The following is an 18,288-nucleotide window of genomic DNA, read 5'->3' on the forward strand; positions in this document are numbered from 1 at the left end:
GTGTGTTCAAGTAAGGAGCGCTGAGACGGCGGGATAATTCCTTCAGGGTTATCGGGTGTGCAGGTTTCACGGCCCCTGTGGGGCCGATCACAGGCAAGCCAGTTCCTACAGGTTGGTTGTAGGGGCGGGGGAGCCGCGACCACACAAAATGAACTCACAGCGTGTCGAACGGCCAACCCTGAAGGGGCAGTCAGTCGTCTGCCCATCGACAAGGAGATTCCCGAATGCCTGATTCCGAAGGCAGGATTCGTTACGCCGTTGTCGGCGGCGGTTCGATTTCCCAAGGCGCTTTCATGCCCGGCGTCGGACAGACGCAGAACTCGGTCATCACTGCCCTGGTGACCGGCGACCCAGAGAAAGCCGACAAGCTGGCCAAGGCTTACCGGATCAAAGGCTACCGCTACGAGGACTACGCCACGCTGCTGGGCTCTGGCGAAATCGACGCGGTCTATGTGGCCACACCGAACTTCCTCCACCGCGAATTCGTCGTGCCGGCCCTCGAGGCCGGCATCCATGTGCTGCTGGAAAAGCCCATGGCCACAAACGAGGATGACTGCCAGGCCATGATCGAGGCCGCCGAAGCCTCCAGCGCCAAGCTGATGATCGCTTACCGGCTGCATTGCGAGCCGGGTACCCTGGAGATGATCCAGCGTGTGCAGAAAGGCGATTTCGGCGATCCTCGGTTGTTCACCTCGACCTTCACCCAGACCGTCAAGCCCAGCAATCACCGTACCGAGCATGGCTTTGCCGCGGGGCCGGTGACCGACATGGGCCCCTATCCGTTGAACATGGTGCGTCAGCTGTTCGGCAGCGAGCCGATCGAGGTCAGCGCCCTGGGTACCAAGGTCCCTGGCAGCAAGATGCGCACCTGGGACACGGTTACCGTCTCCCTGCGCTTCCCCGGCGAGCGCCTGGCGCAGTTCACGGTCAGCTACACCTTGCCCGACAGCGAACGCTTCCAGTTGCTCGGGTGTGGAGGCCAGATCGACGCGTCGCCTTGCTTCGGCTATGGCGAGGGCGTTTCCATCAGCTATCGCGCAACCATCGGCGATGACACCCAGGAGCATGTCCACCCGGTGGTGGACCAGTTCGCCGGCGAGACGGCCTACTTCTCCGACTGCATTCTCAACGACGTGCCTCCAGAGCCAGACGGCGATGAGGGCTGGCGCGACGTGCGGGTGCTGATAGCCATCGAAAAGGCGCTGGAAACAGGCAAGGCCCAGCCGCTGGAACCCTTGCCTGCGAAGCGCCGCGCCAGCCTTGACCAGCAACGGCAGTTCCCGCTGGCGAAGAAGCCGGACTACGTCGACACCGAAGATCCTACCGAGTAACGCCCTGGCGGAGCTGTCAGATTGCAGCTCCGCCACGCTTTCCCTTCAGCGCTGGCGGCTGCAGCCCGACAGCGTGCAGGCCGTGCCCAGCAACGCCAGGTGCGTCAAGCCTTGGGGCAGATTGCCCAGGTATTGCAGCGTATAGGGGTCGACCATTTCCGAGTAGATGCCCACTCCACGGTTCAGCCCCTCGACCGCGTCCAGGAACATCGCCGTTCCCCGCTCCTTGCGGCCCAGTAGTACATTGGCCTCGGCCAGCCAGAAGGTACAGGCCAGGAAGCAGCCTTCCTCCTTGTGCACCTCGCTGTAGCGGTAGTGGAATGCCCCACAGGCCAGTTCTTCTTCGATCGCCTCGACGGTGGCAAGCAGCCGCTCATTGCGCGGAAAACCAAAACGTACGGCCATGGCGATGGAAGCATCCAGCCGCTCGCTGCCGGGATAGAACGCGTAGGCCTGGCGTTTTTCACACCAGCAATGCTCGTCGATCCACTCGAGAATTCGCTGGCGCTCGCGGTTCCAGCGCTCGCAGCAGGTGGTGGGCAAATGTCCGCCTTCGGCCAGCTCCACCGCGCGGCTAAGCGCCTGCCAGCAGCTGATCTTCGACATCGTGTAGTGCTGCTTTTCGGGCAGCTCCCAGATGCCGGAGTCCTTGAGTCGCCAGCCGTCTGCGCACTTGTCGGCCAGCTCCGCCAGGATCATCGCGCTACGCGAGTCGAGAATGTTGCCCGAGTCGATGAAGCAGCGAGCGGTCTCTAAGATATCGCCATAGATCCCGTGCTGCATCTGGTCCACTGCGTCGTTGCCCTTGACCGGCGGCGAGTGCTTGTATCCTGGCAGGTCGAGTTTTTCCGAGACCGTTCCAAGGCAGCCGTCCAGGGTGTAGCAGACGTGCGGGCCATGCTCGCCCAGGCGATGGATCAGCCAGGTGAACGCCGCCTTGGCCTCAGGCTGCGCGCCAATGCTCAGGAATGCCTCGATGGTATAGCCCGCATCGCGGATCCAGGCGAAGCGGTAGTCGTAGTTCTTGTCACCACCGATGCGCTCGGGCAGCGAGGTGGTGGCCGCGGCCATGATCGAACCGCTGGGCGAGGACAACAGCAGCTTGAGCGCCAGTGCACTGCGCGTGACCAGGGCTTTGTAGTCGCCGTTGTAGGTAAGGCCTTCGCTCCATTGCCGCCATTCGCGGTCCGAACCGTCGATGCGCTCATCGATCAGCTCAAGCGGCGGCACCACCAGCGGCTCGTCGCGGCCGGCGACCATCGCCACGATTTCCCGTTGTCCGGCACCGATGTGCAGGCGGGCGCGCACCCCCAGGTCGTCCTGTCGCTCGACCTGCAGGCGATCACTGTGCAGGAACATGCCGAGGATCTTGCCGGCGTGAAATACACAGCCGTTATCGTTCGGCGAAAGATAGGGACAGACCTTGTCCGCTTGCGTGCCGAAGTCGATGTTCACCTTGAACACCACCTCGCCCTCGATGCCCTCGAGGCGGCGCCCGAGTTCAGCCCAGGGCAGGCGGCCCGCCGGTCCGCTGTTCAGCGACTCGACCATCCGTGCGCGGCCGCCGGCGGTGGTGAAGACGGTTTCCAGCACGTTGCTGTCAGGACGATAGCGGCGCTCGACCGTGTACGGCTGCTCGGGGCACACCTGGAAGAAGCCGCCCGAGTCCGGTGCCAGCAAGCGGTCGAACAAGGGCGGAGAATCCATGTGCGGTACGCACCACCAGTCGATCGAACCATCCCATCCGACCAGAGCCACCGAACGCCCATCCCCTAGCGCGCCATAGCCTTCCAAGGGCAAGTAGCCGTCTTCGTCACGCACAGGCGTGCCTTGCTGATGTGAAAGCACTAGCGGTTTATTCATGGGACCCCACGTTTGAACGGTTCGACAGCAGGGCAGTGCCCAGCGGGCAGACCCCGCTGGCACAATGCCCCTCTCTAACTACCGACTCCGCGTGGTGGGCGTTGGTTCGAGGTTTCTGCCCTTACAGCCTGTTGGCATCTACCTGGTAACGGCTCAACGATGCACGTGCTTGTGCATGATCTGAATTAGATTGCCGCACGTGTCATCGAACACCGCGACCGTGACCTGCCCCAGGTCAGTCGGGGGTTGGGTGAAATGCACGCCGGCGGCGCACAGCCGCTCGTACTCGGCCTCGACGCTCCTGACGCCAAAGGAGGTGTAGGGAATGGAATCGGACTTGAGCGCCGCCTTGAAGGCCTTTGCCGCCGGGTGGGTGTCGGGCTCGAGCACCAGCTCGACACCCCCCGGGTCCGCCGATGAGGTGAGGGTGATCCAGCGATGCTGGCCCATGGGAATATCCTGCTTGATGTCAAAGCCCAGCACGTACCGGTAAAAGGTCAGTGCCTTGGCCTGGTCGTCGACCAGTACGCTCGTCATCACGATCTTCATGCAGCTCTCCGCCAGTACAGATTCCCTGAGCGTAGACCAATGCCAGGCTCTACACCGCCAGAATCCCGCGTTGGGTGAGTGTGTGCAGCGGCGCCCGGGGTGGGAACATCAGGCGGCGCGCTCAAGCGCGCCGAGCAAGTCCACGAACTCCAACGACAGTTTGTGCCGCGGCGCCAGATGTACCAGGGGCACCGAGGCCTCATGCGATTCGCGCATCTTCACCGAGCTGCTCAAGTACACCGGCAGCACGGGCAAGCCTTCGGCCAGCAGCTCATCCACCAGTCCTTGGTGCAAGCTGGTACGGGAGGTGAACTGGTTGACAACCACCCCTTCGATCTCCAAGTGCTCGTTGTGATCCTGGCGCAGATCGTCCACCTGGGCGATCACGCTCAGCAGGGCCTGGCGCGAAAAGCTGTCGCAATCGAACGGAATCAACAGGCGGTCGGCCGCCACCAGGGCACTGAAGGTGTAGAAGTTGAGTGAAGGCGGGGTGTCGATGTAGATACGCTCGTAGTCCTCGGACAGGTCCACCAGCAACTTGCGCAGTTTGTTGATCTTGAACTTGCTCTCCAGCTTGGATTGCAAGTCTGCAAGCTCGGGGCTGGCGGTGATCAGGTCGAGGTTGTCGTAGCCGGTGGCGGTAATCGCCACGCGGTGTTTCTTGCCAGCGGCATTGCTGGAGAGGGTCTGCTTGAAGAAGTCGGCGATACCGGCCGGGATGTCGTCGTTGGCCAGCCCCGTGAGGTACTGGGTCGAGTTGGCCTGGGGGTCAAGATCAACCAGCAGCGTCCGGTAGCCTTCGGCAGCACTCACCGCGGCCAGGTTGCAGGCGATGCTGGACTTGCCCACGCCACCTTTCTGATTGAATACGACACGACGCATGAGACGGTTCATCCATGTAATAAGGCTCTAAGGCCGACCGGGGAAATATGTGTCAGAGTTGAGTCAATCGTATGTCTGAAAAGTTACAGTTTTAAGTCAGGGAAGTCTGACGCCACGCTTGGAGGCTGCGACAATTGTCACCTTGACAAAACACCTGAAACGAATTGTTACATTGCACCTCAAAGCTGATACGATTCCGGTCCCGTGACGAGCAGCCGGTACCTGACGGTATCGCGCCCTCCATGCAGAGCTGGTCTACCAGCCGCCCCGTTGCACAACCACTACAAGTAGAGCAGCCAGCAAGGCTCGCCAGCCCCGGTCCCGACGCGGACCACGCACGCCAGAAACATCCCCCTGTGACTTGGGTGATGTCGGCTGCGCTCAGGGTTTTGCAACGGATTTGCCATGCTTGTCCCGGGTTTTCTGTGAGCAGTCATAGGTGACCTCTACATGCTGTTGTCCAAGCCAACATCACGAAGAAAGTTTCTGCTTTCTTCCCTGATCGCCCTGCCTGCGCTGGGCGTGACCGTCAAGGGCCTTAGCGCGGCCATGGCCGCCGATATGGTGGCCCCGAGTCTCGAAGGCTATTCGCCGACCTTCTTCAGCCCTGTCGAGTGGCCCTTCATCCTGTCGGCCTGTGATCGCCTGATCCCGTCCGAAGGCCGTGGCCCCGGCGCGCTGGAAACCAACGTACCGATCTTCCTTGACCAGCAGCTCGCCAGCGACCTGGGCAGCGAGATCTACCTCGAAGGCCCGTTCGACGTCAAAGCCCCGGCGACCATGGGCTACCAGCTGCCCTACCTGCCTCAAGAGATCTACCACAAGGGCATCGCCGCCACCGAAGCCTGGTGCCAGGCCACCCACGGCAAGCGCTTCGCGCTGCTCGAGGCTGCCACCCAGGACCAGGTGCTCAAGCAACTGCAGGCCGGCGAGGTGAACTTTGCCGCCCATGGCGAGGACATCCTCAACTGCAAGGCTTTCTTCAGCGAGCTGCTCAACCATACGCGCCAGGGCTACATGGCCGATCCGATCTACGGCGGCAACAAGGGCATGAAGGCCTGGATCGCCATCGGCTTCCCGGGCGCGCGTGCCAGCTACCTGGAATGGGTCGCCCAGCACAACGTCCAGTATCCACTCGGGCCAGTCAGCCTCAGCGGCGATCGCGGCTGACCATTCGCCTCGCGCCAGAGCCAAGCAAAGGTTTTTTATGTCGAACATTACCAATGACGAAGTCGATGTCGTCGTAGTCGGCCTCGGTTGGGCTGGCTCGCTGATGAGCATCGAGCTCGCTCAGGCAGGTCTCAAGGTCCGCGCCCTGGAGCGCGGTGAAGACCGCAACAACGCCGACTTCACCCATCCAAAGCCCGCCGACCAGTATGCCTACGGCGTGCGTAACAAGATCATGGTCACACCCAAGGACGGCGCGCTCACCGTGCGCCACAACAGCAGCCAGACGGCACTGCCGACCCGCCAGTGGGGCGCCTTCGTGCCCGGTACCGGCGTCGGCGGCTCGGGCCTGCACTGGACCGGCGTGCTGATCCGGCCCACGCCGACCGATATCAAGCTCAAGACCTACGCCGACCAGGCCTACACCCGTGGTCAGCTCGAAGAAGGCATGCAGATCCGCGATTACCCCTTCACCTGGGAAGAGATCGAGCCGTACCTGGACAAGTTCGACAAGATCTGCGGTCTGTCGGGCAATACCGGCAACCTGCAAGGGCGCATCATCGAAGGCGGTGACCCGTTCGAAGGGCCACGTTCCAATCCTTTCCCGCTGCCCGCGCTGGAAGACACCCTCAACAACACGATGTTCGCCGAGGCCGCGCGCAAGCTGGGGTACCACCCGTTCCCCAACCCGTCGGCCAACGTTTCACGCGCCTGGAAAAACCCCTACGGCAACCAGATCGCGCCGTGCAACTACTGCGGCTATTGCAGCAAGTACCCGTGCCTGAACTACTCCAAGGCCTCGCCGCAGACCGCGGTGATGGACTCGCTCAAGCGCATGCCCAACTTCGACTACCGCACCCACGCCAACGTGCTGCGCGTCGACCTGCATGCCGACGGCAAGACCGCCAAGGGCGTCACCTATGCCGACGCGCAGGGCAATGAAGTGTTCCAGCCCGCGAAGATCGTCGTGCTGGCGGGCTTCCAGTTCGTCAACGTGCGCCTGATGCTGCTGTCTGGCATCGGCAAGCCGTACGACCCGCTGACCGGCACCGGCACCATCGGACGCAACTACGCCTTCCTGAGCGTTGGCGGCAATACGCTGTTCTTCAAGGACAAGCAGTTCAACCCGTTCGCCACCGCCGGCGCCACCGGGCAGATGTTCAACGACATCTCCCCAGGCAACTGGGACGGTCCGGCCCACGGCGTGATTGGCGGCGCCAAGATCCACAGCTCCCAGGCCACCGGCACGCCGATCGGCACCGCACTGCCAGGCGGCACCCCGGAGTGGGGCCAGGGCTGGAAGGAGGGCATGCAGGACTGGTACGGGCACTCGATGAAGATCAGCATCTCCACCGGCTGCATGTCGTACCGCGACCACTACCTGGACCTCGATCCGAACTACAAGGACCCGTGGGGCCAGCCGCTGCTGCGCATCACCTTCGACTGGAAACAGAACGAGCTCAGGCTGCAGCAGTACCTGCGCACCATCGTCCAGGACATCACCAAGGAGCTTGGCCCGGACAGCTACAGCGAGAGCTTCCTGTCGATGGACTCGCACTGGGACATCACCAAGTACGTTTCCACCCACAACGTGGGCGGCGCGATCATGGGTGACTCGCCGGAAACCAGCGCGCTCAACCGCTACCTGCAGAGCTGGGACGTGCACAACGTGTTCGTGCCGGGCGGCAACGCCTTCCCGCAGAACTTCCAGGCCAACCCAACCGCGCTGATCGGCGCGCTGACCCTGTTCGCCGCCCAGGCGATCAAGGATCAGTACATCAAGAACCCTGGTCCGCTGGTGCAGGCATGAGGAGCGCGCAGATGAAATCCAAGCCCCGTTCCGTACTGCTGGTCTTGCTGGTGCTGGCCGTACTGGTCGCGCTGCTGGCCTGGGCGATGAGCTTCGTGCTCAACCGCACGGGCGACGCCACCGCACAGCTGACCCAGCCGATCACTCCCGAGCTGGTGAGCAAGGGTGAATACCTGGCGCGCGCAGGTGACTGCGTGGCGTGTCACACCAGCCACGATGGCGGCAAGCCGTTCGCTGGCGGGGTGGGCATCGAGTCGCCTATCGGCACGATCTATTCGACAAACATCACCTCGGACAAGGCCACCGGCATCGGCGGCTGGACCTACGGGGAGTTCGAACGCGCCATGCGCCGCGGCATCGGCCATGACGGCAGCGCGCTGTACCCGGCGATGCCGTATCCGTCCTACGCCAAGGTCAGCGATGCCGACCTGCAGGCGCTGTATGCCTACTTCATGAAAGGCGTGGCGCCGGTCGAGCAGGCCAACAAGGCCAACGACATCCCTTGGCCGCTGTCGATCCGCTGGCCGCTGGCCTACTGGCGCAGCCTGTTCTCGCCGCTGCCAGCGTCCGAGACCACTGCCGCCAAGGCCGATGCCGACGCGCAGCTGGTTCGCGGTGCCTACCTGGTGCAAGGCCTTGGCCACTGTGGCTCGTGCCACACGCCACGCGCCCTGACCATGCAGGAAAAAGGCCTCGACGAAAACGCCAGCGGCTATCTGACCGGCGCCGAACTCAACGGCTGGGCGGTGCCTGCGCTGCGCGGCATGCAGCACTGGTCCGAGCAGGACATCGTCGAGTACCTGGGCAGTGGCCGCAACAGCAAGGCTTCCGTCGCCGGTGAGATGAAAGACGTGGTCGTCAACAGCACCTCGCACATGAGTGACGAAGACCTGCTGGCCATGGCCGTCTACCTCAAGTCCCTTGCCGCGGACGGCCAGCCCGTCAACCCGCATGTCCCCGAGCGCAGCGAAGCCACCACTCGCAAGCTCACCGCTGCCAAGGACCTGACCTTGGGCGAGCGGCTCTACATCGACAACTGCGGCGCATGCCACTTTGTGGCAGGACAGGGCGCGGAGCAGGTGTTCCCTCGCCTGGACGGTGCTTCTATCGTCAATGCCGAGAACGCCACCGCCCTGGTCCACGTGATCCTGGCTGGCGCGCAAACGCCCTCCACCGAGCGGGCGCCGTCGGTACTGCCGATGCCTGGGTTCGCCCAGCGTCTGGATGACGCGGAAGTGGCCGAGCTTGCCACCTTCGTCCGCCAGGGCTGGTCGAACAACGGCTCGGCCGTATCGCCTGAACTGGTGCATGCCGTGAGGGAAAAGCTGGGTGAGCATGACATCGGCGAGAAGGCGCTGAAGCCCAACGACGAGTAAGGGTGTACTGCCGGACCGCTGCTCAGCGGTTCGGCAGCGCCTCGCCGTAGCGCAGGTAGAATTCCAGCGTCGCCAGGTTCTTGTCCTTGGCCTCGAACATGATGTCGAAGCGATCGAGGAATTCGAGGGCGTAGCGGTTGGTCCAGTCGTTCCACATGCGCGCGCTGTGCAGGTAGAGGTCACGCTTGTTGACCTTTTCCAGCAGCGCAGGCATCTCCAGCTTCTGCTGCGCCGTGAAGCCTGCATCCATCAGTGACTCGGGTGGCTGGGAGAAGTGCATCACCGGGCGCTCGCCGCGCCAGCTTTCGATGATGCGTGACACCCGTGGGTCATCCGGAGCGATGTAGTCGTTCTCGTTGATCCAGCAGTGATGGATGTCCAGCACAACCGGCGCAAGGTCGGCCAGTTGCAGGCAATCGTTCACGCCGTAGGTCTTTTCTTCATTCTCGAAGGTAATGGTGTTGCGCGCCTCCTGCGACAGCCGTGGCCAGATCGCGCGCGTGCCTTCGGCGCCCAGGCGTCCGGCGATGTGCACGTTACATTTGAAATCCTGGAAGCGCTGGCCGTAGCCTATCATGCGGATCATGTCCGCGTGGTACTCGAACTCGGCGAGGCTGTTTTCCACCACCTGCGGTTTGTCCGAGCCCAGCACGCAGTACTGCCCCGGATGAAACGACAGGCGTATGTCCGCGGCACGGGCACGTTCGCCGATGGCAGCGAAGCCCGCCTGCAGGCGCGCTTGCATGGCAGGGTCCTGGTAGAAATGCGCCACGTCCGGGTGACTGTAGAGCGGAAGCAGGTCGCTGCTCAGCCTGAGCATGTGCAGCACAGGCGGCAGGCCTGCCACGTAGTCGATCAGGCGCAGCTGCGACTCGAGGTTATGCTCGACCAGCTCGATCAGCTTGGCCTTCGCGGCTCGCACGCTCACACCCGATAGCCAGCGCAGAGTAGTGGTACGCGGATTGAAGGCTTTTTCGATCACCTCCAGCTGCTTTACCGACAGGCTGTGCAGGCTGTGGCGGTATTTGCAGGCAAAGCCCAGGCGAGGGTGGGTCATGGGGCAGCCTTCTCGAGCGCTGCCAGGTCTTTCTCGACCTCCTGCATGCGCATCGTCGCTTCGGCCTGGGTCTTGGGATCCTCGGCGCTTTCGATCATCAGCTTGGTGAGCTTGGTGCTCAGCTGCTTGCCTTCCTCGGTGCTGTTCAGGTCACGGGCCTTGACCGGGTCGTGGGTGACTTCGACGATGGTATCGAACTCGGCATCGGTGAAATTCTTCTCGCTGTAGAGCTCGAACAGGTCGCGGTGCTGGTCCTGCACAGTCAGGTGACTGCGCAGCACCTCCTTGATCTTTTCCTTCGGCACGCGCGGGTGGGTCTCCTCCAGCACGGTTGCCATTTTCTCGACGTTGTTCTCGTAGGCCTGCTGGATGGGCAGGTTGGCGATGATCTTGTCCTCGCGGTTTTCTTTCTGATCGCACGCGACCAGGGCACCGGCCATTAACAGAGGCAGCAGCAGTTTGGCGAAACGTTGCATGGGTGAGGCCTTGTGTGATCAGAGGGGAGGGTATTGATTGAGACTTCGGCCTAGGGCTAAAGGTGCCCTGGAATCGCCATCATGACGGGCCAGGCGTTACAGGCTTGCCTCTGAAGGAAAATACCGCGAATTCGCTGCCCTCATGGGTAAACGTGGCGACCTCCCGCATGCCCATTTTCAGGTGCGCGTGCATCGAGGCCTCATTGCTCTTGCCCACGAACAGAATGCCCTCCCGGTCGGGCTCCAGGCGGCACAGTTCATCGAACATTACCTGGGCCAGGCCGTGGCCGCGCTCGTGTTCGGTAACGCAGATCGGGCCGTAGATGTAGGTGTCGGAGGACGCGGGATAGGCTTCGAGCATTGCCTTGACCAGCGGGTAGTCATCGTTCATGTCACGGGCGGCAGTGAGCAGGAAGCCGATGATTTCGTCACCGTCGCGGGCCACTATCAGCGGCATTTCCAGCAGCATGGCCAGGATACGTGCGGGTGACAGGCTGGAAGCCAGCGAGCCGCCGTGGTCGAGCTGGTTCTCCGCCTGCAGCTGGAGGATGCCACTCAGGTCCGCCTCGGTGGCGCGGGTGACGGTTAGGTTGTGAAGGGTCATCTGTCTGCGCTTCCGATGTCTGGGGGAGTGCCGGCGTTCGATCCGGCCCATGAAGGGGTGGACCGCCAACGGCATGGCACGGTTCCGGCCCCACAGCCGTCCGTAACTTTAGGAAATTTCCTGCATACTTTGTGGGGATGCATCCCGTAGCGTCCCCCTTTCACATACAGGGAGCTGGAGCCAATGCATCAACAGTGGATGAACATCAATCGAGCCTATGTGCAGGCCAACCGAGCCGTCAGTCCGGTCAGGTTGTGGCGAGGTGGGCCGCGGCGCGAACTGGTGCCGCTGGTGCTGACGTTCGCGCTGATGGTTGCCGTGGCGGCCTCGGTTTCCCGTGTTGCCTTGCCGGTATGGCCAGTGGTCTGCATCCTGGCCGTCTCGGTACTGATGCTGATGTGCTTCAGTTGCATGGACCGCATCGCCGCGCGGCGGTATTCCCATGAGTACGCCCAGTACAGTATCTCCCGCCAGCCGTTCTCCAAGCGCCTGGATTTTCTCTGCTATGCGTTGTTCAGGCAGCAAATGACGGAGGAGGGGTATACGGTCGCGCAGTTGAAGGCGATCGCCGACTACGCGCAAACGCTGGGGCCACTGCCCAAGCCCTTTCAGATCAACCAGCATTTCCTCACGCTGGCGCTGAGCTCGGTGCTGATCGGGTTGTTCATCAACTATCTGCAAGGCACCACCGATTGGGCCGAACGGGGCCTCGTCTATATCTGGGCGGTAGCCTCGATCACCGTCATCGTCACCCTCGTGCTCGACGGGATTCGCACTGCGCAGTCGCGGGATATCCGGATACAGCGGTATCTGAAGCGAACGTGGATCGAACTGGAGTATGAGCAGATGGCGCGAAGCGAACTCGTCGAGGGCGATGCGGATGTTGTTTCTGAGCTCTGGCAGCGATAGTTGTAGGTCAGTCGAATGATGTGTTGAACTTGCCAGCGAAGATGCCACCCGCCACGACCTGAATCCCGGAGCCTGTCCGCCGCAATGCCAGTCGCCATCATCCGCGCCGCCCCTGAAGCAGCCGACGAGATCGTCGCCTTCACCAACACCGCCCGCCGCGACCTCTTCCCGATGCTCGCCGCCTCCCCGGTCCCCGACGACCTGGCCCGCTTCCCCGCCGTCTACCTCGACGGCCCCGGGTGCTGCCTGACCGCCCGAGACCAAGGCAAGCTTATCGCCGTGATCGGCTACCTGCCATACGACCACCGCTTCGGGCAGCTCGACTACCGGGACGCGAAGGTAGTGGAGGTTGTGCGTCTCTTCGTCCTCCCCGAATACCGCCGAGGCGGCCTGGCGGCGAGGTTGTTCGGCGCATTGAAGGATCATGCCCAGGACCAGGGCATCCAATGCCTGTACCTGCACACCCACCCCTTCCTTCCAGGCGCGATTGCCTTCTGGGAGCGGCAAGGTTTCGAGATTGTGGATGTGGAAACCGATCCGCTGTGGCAGACGACGCACATGGATCTCTGGCTCGACGCCCAGCCACCTACTGCATACCCCCTGTAGGAGCGGGCTCGTCCCGCGAACGGCCGCATAGCGGTCGTAAAGCCTGCCCATGCGATCTGGCTGATACATCGCAATTGCCGATTCTACGACTGCTTCGTAGCCGATCGCGGCACAAGGCCGCTCCCACACAGAACAATCGAACCTTCAGGCCTTGCGCCCCACCAGCAACGCAATCCCGGCAACACCCAGCAGCGACCCGCAGATCCTGTTGAAATACGTCTGAGCCCTCGGCGTCGCCAGCAGCCGTTGCAGGTGCAGCCCTGCGTACCCATAAAAAGCGATCGCCACCCACTCCAGCACCAGAAACACCAACCCCAGGTGCAGGAACTGCATCCCGACCGGCCGTTCCTGCGAAACGAACTGCGGCAGGAATGCTGTGAAAATCAGGATAGCCTTGGGATTCCCTGCCGCGACGATGAACTCCCGGCGCATCAGCTGAAATATATTCGCTTTGGCCCTCTCCAGCTTCGCGTCAGCTCCCGTCGTGGCACTTCTCCAGAGCTGGATCGCGATATAGAGCAGATACACCGCCCCCACGATCCGGATGGCATTGAAGAGAGTTTCCGAGGCAACGATCACTGCCGCAAGCCCCGCTGACGCCAGGCCGATCATTGCCGCAAAAGCAAACAGCCTCCCGATACCTGCAAGGCAAGAGGCTCCGAAACCGTAGCTCGCCGCATTGTTCAGGGACAGCAGGTTGTTCGGTCCAGGCGCGAGATTCAGGGCAAAGCAGGCCGGTACGAATATGAGCAGAGTGGCAAAGTCCATCGTGTTGAGCGCTCGCAGTTGGTGTTGTGAGTATTGTGCAGAGACTATTAACCCACGACTGACGAGCAGAGGCCAGGTGCTCAGCGGACCCAGACCTGAATGAAGCCGTGCAGTGGCGCGGCGGCGATGAAGAATTTGAATCAACTTGCGCACCACCCTAGGCTGTGTCAGTAGTCCGTCAGGCTTCAGCCGAACCATGATCTCCCGCAGCTACAACGAGGAGTCACGAATCAACCTGGCAACGCCGTACGATCAGAGCCCCCCACTAAACGGCCACTCCACCGCCACCCGCACCTGATCCCCATCCAGCTCCGCCTGCGCCGTGTTCCCGCGATGCACGTTATGCCTCACCGAGAACGCCAGCCCCTTGGCCTTGCCGCCCTGCACCACATACCGCGCTTCCAGATCCCGCTCCCAGTGCTTCCCATCCTTGCCATACCCCAGGTACGCATACCCACCCGTGGGATCGACATGCGTTCCATCAATATCGAACCCTCGCACATACAGCGCCGTCAGCGTCAGCCCTGGCACGCCGTAGGCGCTCATGCTGAGGTCGTAGCGGGCCTGCCAGGACTTCTCGTTCGGCGCATTGAAGTCCGACATCTGTACGGCGTTCGCGATGAAGATGGCACCACGGGTCACATAGTCGAACGGGGTGTTGCCATCCACTTCCTGGTATCCGACGCTGAACCCGTGCGGCCCTTGGTTGTAACGCGACACCAGGCTCCAGGTGGTGTTGTCGATACGCCCGGACAATGCCTTGCCGGTGTCGGTCGTGCGGTACAGGTTCAGGTCGAAGGTCAGGCTGCGCTGGTCATCGATGACCTGGGTAAAGGTGCTGCCCAGGTAGTGTTGATTCCAGCTGTCTTCATAACGCGAGGCGTAGAGGCTGGCGCTGAAGTTGCTGGTGGGGCTGTACACCGCGCCGGCCAGGTCGAAACTGTCGCCCTTGCGCCCGTTGGAATAGTTGACCACGAACCCTTGGTCATGACTGCTGGCGTTGCGGTCGGTGCTCTCGTTGAAGTGGCCGGCGACGAGCCTGAGCTTGTCGATTTCACTGCTGGTCACGAAAAACCCGGTGGCCGTTTCAGGCAACAAGCGGCTGTCGGACGAGCTGAACACCGGCGTCTTGACCCGCTGCTCGCCGTAGGAGAGCACGGTGTTGGACATCCGCAGCTTGAGCGCCGCACCACCGCGGCTGAACTCGTTCTTCGGATGACCGTCATTGTCCAGCCCCAGCAGACGCGCCTTGCCCGCCCGGCCGCCGCCGCTGTCGAGTTGCGCGCCGAGGTAGGCATGGGCATCGACGCCGACGCCGATCAAGCCTTGGGTGAACCCGGACTGGAATGTGCCCATGAGCCCGTACGCCCATTCCTCGGCCTTGCCGTTGCGCTCGCTGCGCGGCTTGTAGGCGTTACGCGCGCCGCTGTTGCTGGCGCCGTGGCGGTAGTCGCGCTGGTCGAAGACGCTGCGGTTGAGCACGCTCCAGGAACTGTCTTCGACAAAACCTTGGGATCGAGACTGTGCCGACTCGCCAAAAGCCAGCGGGCTGGCGCCGAGCAAGGCGAGCAGCAGGACGGAGCGCTGCGGCGGGGCGATCATTGACCCGCCTCCAGTTGCTTGAGCTGCGCGCTGAACCGCTCCTGAGCGCGGGGCGGCAAGCCGCTCGGCAGGGACGCAACACCCGGATCGCCCACCTGGATCAGCATCACCATGCCCATGGCCAGGTGCGGAATGCACTGGATGCCGTACAGCCCAGGCACGCTGAAGGCCTGCTCCAGCGGGTGGTTGATCTTGCTCTTGAACGCCTCGGCGCCGGCCGGCAGCAGCGCAGGCAGGCTGGCCGCGTTGTGGCCGCTCTGGGTCGGCAGGAAGCGGACCGTGTCGCCGGGGGCGATGCGCAGGTGGTCGGGCTCGTAGACCATGGCGCCGCCCGGTCCGCGGTTGAGCATTTTCACTTCATGGACATCGGCCAGCGCGGCGGGGGCGAGCAGGGCGGCGGACAGCAGCAGGGCAAGGTGGCGCAACGGCATCGGTCAGGCTTCCAGCATCAAGGGGCGCGAAAGCGCAGGATGCGCGCGCCGTCGAAGGGGTCTGTCAGGTAGTGGGCGTGTACGCCAAACGTGCTCAGCAGGCGCTCGGGGGTAAGCACCTCCAGCGGCTTGCCGAGGGCGACCAGGCGGCCTCGGTCGAGCACGGCGAGGCGGTCGCAGGTGAGCGCCTGGTTGAGGTCGTGCAGGGCGATCAGGGTCGTCACCGGAAGCGCTTGCACACGCTGCAGGATGCTCAGCTGGTGCTGGATGTCCAGGTGGTTGGTGGGTTCGTCGAGCAACAGCAATTGCGGCCGCTGGGCCAGGGCACGGGCGATGTGCACGCGCTGGCGCTCGCCGCCGGACAGGCTGCTCCAGGTACGCTGGCGCAGGTGAAGGGCGTCGACGTCGGCCAGGGCCTGGTCGACGATGCCGGTGTCTTCGGCCGAGAACGGCGACAGAGCCGACAGCCACGGCGTGCGGCCGAGGGCCACGGCGTCGAACACACTGATGGCATCGTTGGTGTCGGCTTGCTGCTCGACCAGGGCGAGGGTCTGGGCGACCTGGCGCCGGGGTTGGCGCGCCAAGGGCTGCGCGAGCAGCTGCACGCGGCCGCTGCTGGGCGTGCGCAGGCCGGCAAGCAGCTTGAGCAGGGTCGATTTGCCGGAGCCGTTGGGACCGACGATGCCCAGGGTTTCGCGGGGATTCACTGCCAGGTTGATGTCATACAGCAGCTGGGTGTCGCGCACGCGAAAGCCCAGGCCCTGGCAACTGAGCAGGGCGGCCTGCAGGGGCGGGGTCATGGCATTCATCGTTGACTCCTGCGGCTGATCAGGATCAGCGCGAACACGGGGGCGCCGATCAGCGCGGTGACCACGCCGACCGGGATCACCTGGCCCGGGATCAGGGTGCGCGACAGTACGTCCGCGGCAATCAGGAACAGCGCGCCGCCCAGCGCACTGGCCGGCAGCAGTCGGCTGTGGCTGCCGCCAAGCAGCAGGCGCAAGGCATGGGGAATGACCAGTCCGACAAAGCCGATGGCGCCGACGATCGATACCATCACCGCAGTCACCAGTGCCGCGCACGTGATCAGCAGCAATTGCACCCGGCGCACCGGGATGCCCAGCGATGCGGCGGAGTCGGCGCCGAAGGTAAAGGCATCGAGCGCGCGCCGATGCCACAGGCATACCAGCAGGCCAATCACGGCCACCGGCACGGCCAGCCAGACCGAAGGCCAGCGCACGCCGCTGAGGTTGCCGAGCAGCCAGAACAGAATGCCGCGCGCCTGTTCGGCACTGGCCGACTTGGTGATCAGGAACGCGGTGAGGGCGTTGAACAGCTGCGAGCCGGCGATCCCTGCAAGAATCACCTGGGCGTTGTTGCTGCTTGGGCCGCTGGCACGGGCCAGCAGCAATACCAGCGCGAACGCCGCCAGCGCGCCGATGAAGGCGCCGCCTGACAGGCTCAGCGCGCCAGCGCCGAAGCCGAGCAAGGCGACCATCACCGCGCCGGTCGAAGCGCCCGCCGACAGGCCGAGCAAGTAGGGTTCGGCGAGCGGGTTGCGCAGCAGCGCCTGCAGGATCACTCCGCAGGTCGCCAGGCCCGAGCCGCAGGCGGCCGCGACCAGGGTGCGGGTCAGGCGGTAGTTCCAGACGATGCCCTGGTCAATGGGGTCGACCGTGTAGCCGGCATTCCAGAGCTGGTTGGCCAGTACCTGGTAGACCACCGTCGGCGACACATTGGCTTCGCCGATGGCGACACCGGCGAGCAAGGCCGCGATGAGCGCGGCCAGTGCCAGGGCGTAAAGGGGCAGCAGACGCATCATGGTTGTGGCGCTTTACCGGAAGCGAAGGCCTGGGACAGGGCGTCCAGGCCGCGGAACAGGCGAATGCCGGCCTGCATGGCGTCGGCGTCGAGCACCACGATGCGGTTGTGCTTCACCGCTTCCATGTTCTTGGTCACAGGGTCGTTGCGCAGAAATTCGAGCTTCTTCTCGAAGTCGTCGGCCGGGAAGCGGCGACGGTCCATGCGGGCGATGATCAACCAGGTCGGGTTGGCCTTGGCCAAGGTCTCCCAGCCAACCGTCGGCCATTCCTCGTTGGACTCGACCACGTTGCGCACGCCCAGGGTTTGCAGCATGTAGTCGGCGACGCCTTTGCGGCCCGCGACGTACGGGTCGATGTCCAGGTCGGCACTGGAGAACCAGAACAGCGCGGACGTATCGCTCAGGTCCTTGCCGGCCAGGCGTGCCTTGGCAGTATCCAGGCGGCTCTTGAGGTCGGTATTGAGTGCGGCGCCTCGTTCCTGCACGTCGAAGATCGCGGCCAGCTGGCTGACACTCTTGTAGATGCTGTCGACCTGGAACGGCTGCAGGCGGGTGCCGTCGGCGCCGACCAGGTTGTCCTTGCCTTCGCAGTCCGACGGCAGCAGGTAGGTAGGAATCTTCAGCTCATGGAACTGCTCGCGGGTGCCGACCACGCCCTGGGCGCCGACCATCCACTCGAACTGCACGGCCAGCAGTTGCGGGCGCTTGCCGATCACCGACTCGAAGCTTGGGTCGTTGTCGGCCAGGCGCTCGACCTTGGCGTTCAGCGCCTGGTACTCGGGGAGCACATTGTTGAACCACAGCGAGGTGCCGACCAGCTTGTCGCCCAGGCCCAGGGCGTAGAGCATCTCGGTGCCGGCCTGGCCGATGGTCACCGCGCGCTCGGGAGCGTGCTCGAAGGTCTGCGGCATGCCGCAGTTGTCGACCGTCAGCGGGTAGTGGGTGGCGGCAGCCTGGGCAAGGCCGCTCAGGCCGAGGCCGGCGAGCAGGGTGACGAAACTGGGCAGCATGATGGGTCGATCTCCTATCGGACAG

The 18,288-nt window shown here is 63.4% G+C and carries 18 protein-coding genes; 6 read left to right on the forward strand and 12 right to left on the reverse strand.

Annotation, left to right across the window (positions count from 1 at the left end; all coding sequences use genetic code 11):
• Window positions 1–224: 224 nt before the first annotated feature.
• Entirely contained in the window at window positions 225–1,331 is a 1,107-nt protein-coding gene (locus tag AC0ZZU_RS15490; RefSeq protein ID WP_476341861.1) for a Gfo/Idh/MocA family protein, read from the forward strand.
• 45 nt (window positions 1,332–1,376) lie between these two features.
• Here AC0ZZU_RS15490 and AC0ZZU_RS15495 read toward each other — a convergent pair whose 3' ends face one another.
• The 3 genes from AC0ZZU_RS15495 to AC0ZZU_RS15505 all read right to left on the reverse strand — a co-directional run bounded on the left by AC0ZZU_RS15495 (window position 1,377) and on the right by AC0ZZU_RS15505 (window position 4,625).
• The gene (locus tag AC0ZZU_RS15495) at window positions 1,377–3,131 is read right to left on the reverse strand and encodes a glycoside hydrolase family 15 protein (protein WP_476342075.1); all 1,755 of its coding nucleotides are present in this window, start codon (window positions 3,129–3,131) and stop codon (window positions 1,377–1,379) included.
• 216 nt (window positions 3,132–3,347) lie between these two features.
• The gene (locus AC0ZZU_RS15500) at window positions 3,348–3,743 is read right to left on the reverse strand and encodes a VOC family protein (RefSeq protein WP_158461747.1); all 396 of its coding nucleotides are present in this window, start codon (window positions 3,741–3,743) and stop codon (window positions 3,348–3,350) included.
• 108 nt (window positions 3,744–3,851) lie between these two features.
• The gene (locus tag AC0ZZU_RS15505) at window positions 3,852–4,625 is read right to left on the reverse strand and encodes a ParA family protein (protein ID WP_476341862.1); all 774 of its coding nucleotides are present in this window, start codon (window positions 4,623–4,625) and stop codon (window positions 3,852–3,854) included.
• 450 nt (window positions 4,626–5,075) lie between these two features.
• Between AC0ZZU_RS15505 and AC0ZZU_RS15510 the strand changes: the two genes are divergently transcribed.
• The 3 genes from AC0ZZU_RS15510 (at window position 5,076) to AC0ZZU_RS15520 (ending at window position 8,978) form a co-directional block, all read left to right on the forward strand.
• Entirely contained in the window at window positions 5,076–5,795 is a 720-nt protein-coding gene (locus tag AC0ZZU_RS15510) for a gluconate 2-dehydrogenase subunit 3 family protein (RefSeq protein WP_476341863.1), read from the forward strand.
• Window positions 5,796–5,832: 37 nt separating this feature from the next.
• The gene (locus AC0ZZU_RS15515) at window positions 5,833–7,602 is read left to right on the forward strand and encodes a GMC family oxidoreductase (RefSeq protein WP_476341864.1); all 1,770 of its coding nucleotides are present in this window, start codon (window positions 5,833–5,835) and stop codon (window positions 7,600–7,602) included.
• Window positions 7,603–7,688: 86 nt separating this feature from the next.
• Window positions 7,689–8,978 carry a c-type cytochrome gene (locus AC0ZZU_RS15520; RefSeq protein WP_476342077.1) on the forward strand — a complete coding sequence of 430 codons (1,290 nt, stop codon included), beginning with the start codon at window positions 7,689–7,691 and terminating at the stop codon, window positions 8,976–8,978.
• 22 nt (window positions 8,979–9,000) lie between these two features.
• Here the strand turns inward: AC0ZZU_RS15520 and AC0ZZU_RS15525 are convergent, their stop codons facing one another.
• The 3 genes from AC0ZZU_RS15525 to AC0ZZU_RS15535 form a co-directional block, all read right to left on the reverse strand.
• Window positions 9,001–10,035, reverse strand: coding sequence for a UV damage endonuclease UvsE (locus tag AC0ZZU_RS15525; RefSeq protein WP_476341865.1), 1,035 nt, complete (start codon window positions 10,033–10,035; stop codon window positions 9,001–9,003).
• Complete coding sequence (locus AC0ZZU_RS15530; protein WP_476341866.1) at window positions 10,032–10,511, reverse strand: hypothetical protein; 480 nt, start codon at window positions 10,509–10,511, stop codon at window positions 10,032–10,034. The genes AC0ZZU_RS15525 and AC0ZZU_RS15530 overlap by 4 nt, the downstream gene beginning before the upstream one ends.
• Before the next feature lie 79 nt (window positions 10,512–10,590).
• Window positions 10,591–11,115, reverse strand: a complete 525-nt coding sequence (locus AC0ZZU_RS15535) for an N-acetyltransferase family protein (protein ID WP_476341867.1) — start codon at window positions 11,113–11,115, stop codon at window positions 10,591–10,593.
• Window positions 11,116–11,298: 183 nt separating this feature from the next.
• Between AC0ZZU_RS15535 and AC0ZZU_RS15540 the strand changes: the two genes are divergently transcribed.
• A complete protein-coding gene (locus tag AC0ZZU_RS15540) occupies window positions 11,299–12,024 on the forward strand; it encodes a hypothetical protein (RefSeq protein ID WP_476341869.1) in 726 nt (241 codons plus the stop codon).
• Window positions 12,025–12,108: 84 nt separating this feature from the next.
• Window positions 12,109–12,630, forward strand: a complete 522-nt coding sequence (locus tag AC0ZZU_RS15545) for a GNAT family N-acetyltransferase (RefSeq protein ID WP_476341871.1) — start codon at window positions 12,109–12,111, stop codon at window positions 12,628–12,630.
• A 144-nt stretch (window positions 12,631–12,774) separates the two neighbouring features.
• Here the strand turns inward: AC0ZZU_RS15545 and AC0ZZU_RS15550 are convergent, their stop codons facing one another.
• From AC0ZZU_RS15550 to AC0ZZU_RS15575, 6 genes are all read right to left on the reverse strand, one after another.
• Entirely contained in the window at window positions 12,775–13,398 is a 624-nt protein-coding gene (locus tag AC0ZZU_RS15550; RefSeq protein WP_476341872.1) for a LysE family translocator, read from the reverse strand.
• Between the two features lie 252 nt (window positions 13,399–13,650).
• The gene (locus tag AC0ZZU_RS15555) at window positions 13,651–15,000 is read right to left on the reverse strand and encodes an OprD family porin (RefSeq protein ID WP_476341873.1); all 1,350 of its coding nucleotides are present in this window, start codon (window positions 14,998–15,000) and stop codon (window positions 13,651–13,653) included.
• Window positions 14,997–15,431: a pseudoazurin gene (locus AC0ZZU_RS15560; protein ID WP_476341875.1), complete on the reverse strand. Its 435-nt coding sequence runs from the start codon at window positions 15,429–15,431 to the stop codon at window positions 14,997–14,999. The genes AC0ZZU_RS15555 and AC0ZZU_RS15560 overlap by 4 nt, the downstream gene beginning before the upstream one ends.
• A gap of 17 nt (window positions 15,432–15,448) precedes the next feature.
• Complete coding sequence (locus AC0ZZU_RS15565) at window positions 15,449–16,240, reverse strand: ABC transporter ATP-binding protein (protein WP_476341876.1); 792 nt, start codon at window positions 16,238–16,240, stop codon at window positions 15,449–15,451.
• Window positions 16,237–17,253 carry a FecCD family ABC transporter permease gene (locus AC0ZZU_RS15570; protein ID WP_476341877.1) on the reverse strand — a complete coding sequence of 339 codons (1,017 nt, stop codon included), beginning with the start codon at window positions 17,251–17,253 and terminating at the stop codon, window positions 16,237–16,239. Before AC0ZZU_RS15570 ends, AC0ZZU_RS15565 begins: the two co-directional genes overlap by 4 nt.
• Entirely contained in the window at window positions 17,250–18,263 is a 1,014-nt protein-coding gene (locus AC0ZZU_RS15575) for an ABC transporter substrate-binding protein (protein ID WP_476341878.1), read from the reverse strand. The genes AC0ZZU_RS15570 and AC0ZZU_RS15575 overlap by 4 nt, the downstream gene beginning before the upstream one ends.
• Window positions 18,264–18,288 lie beyond the last annotated feature (25 nt).

It is taken from the genome of Pseudomonas sp. JE3303 (assembly GCF_056312565.1).

What these genes read in the sequence shown, in the direction of transcription:
- AC0ZZU_RS15510 (WP_476341863.1), top strand. Translation starts at nt 5,076, where the DNA reads ATGCTGTTGTCCAAGCCAACATCACGAAGAAAGTTTCTGCTTTCTTCC.
- AC0ZZU_RS15550 (WP_476341872.1), bottom strand. Translation starts at nt 13,398, where the DNA reads ATGGACTTTGCCACTCTGCTCATATTCGTACCGGCCTGCTTTGCCCTG.
- AC0ZZU_RS15505 (WP_476341862.1), bottom strand. Translation starts at nt 4,625, where the DNA reads ATGCGTCGTGTCGTATTCAATCAGAAAGGTGGCGTGGGCAAGTCCAGC.
- AC0ZZU_RS15560 (WP_476341875.1), bottom strand. Translation starts at nt 15,431, where the DNA reads ATGCCGTTGCGCCACCTTGCCCTGCTGCTGTCCGCCGCCCTGCTCGCC.
- AC0ZZU_RS15545 (WP_476341871.1), top strand. Translation starts at nt 12,109, where the DNA reads ATGCCAGTCGCCATCATCCGCGCCGCCCCTGAAGCAGCCGACGAGATC.
- AC0ZZU_RS15530 (WP_476341866.1), bottom strand. Translation starts at nt 10,511, where the DNA reads ATGCAACGTTTCGCCAAACTGCTGCTGCCTCTGTTAATGGCCGGTGCC.
- AC0ZZU_RS15515 (WP_476341864.1), top strand. Translation starts at nt 5,833, where the DNA reads ATGTCGAACATTACCAATGACGAAGTCGATGTCGTCGTAGTCGGCCTC.
- AC0ZZU_RS15570 (WP_476341877.1), bottom strand. Translation starts at nt 17,253, where the DNA reads ATGATGCGTCTGCTGCCCCTTTACGCCCTGGCACTGGCCGCGCTCATC.
- AC0ZZU_RS15555 (WP_476341873.1), bottom strand. Translation starts at nt 15,000, where the DNA reads ATGATCGCCCCGCCGCAGCGCTCCGTCCTGCTGCTCGCCTTGCTCGGC.
- AC0ZZU_RS15535 (WP_476341867.1), bottom strand. Translation starts at nt 11,115, where the DNA reads ATGACCCTTCACAACCTAACCGTCACCCGCGCCACCGAGGCGGACCTG.
- AC0ZZU_RS15490 (WP_476341861.1), top strand. Translation starts at nt 225, where the DNA reads ATGCCTGATTCCGAAGGCAGGATTCGTTACGCCGTTGTCGGCGGCGGT.
- AC0ZZU_RS15520 (WP_476342077.1), top strand. Translation starts at nt 7,689, where the DNA reads ATGAGCTTCGTGCTCAACCGCACGGGCGACGCCACCGCACAGCTGACC.
- AC0ZZU_RS15500 (WP_158461747.1), bottom strand. Translation starts at nt 3,743, where the DNA reads ATGAAGATCGTGATGACGAGCGTACTGGTCGACGACCAGGCCAAGGCA.
- AC0ZZU_RS15565 (WP_476341876.1), bottom strand. Translation starts at nt 16,240, where the DNA reads ATGAATGCCATGACCCCGCCCCTGCAGGCCGCCCTGCTCAGTTGCCAG.
- AC0ZZU_RS15540 (WP_476341869.1), top strand. Translation starts at nt 11,299, where the DNA reads ATGCATCAACAGTGGATGAACATCAATCGAGCCTATGTGCAGGCCAAC.
- AC0ZZU_RS15525 (WP_476341865.1), bottom strand. Translation starts at nt 10,035, where the DNA reads ATGACCCACCCTCGCCTGGGCTTTGCCTGCAAATACCGCCACAGCCTG.
- AC0ZZU_RS15575 (WP_476341878.1), bottom strand. Translation starts at nt 18,263, where the DNA reads ATGCTGCCCAGTTTCGTCACCCTGCTCGCCGGCCTCGGCCTGAGCGGC.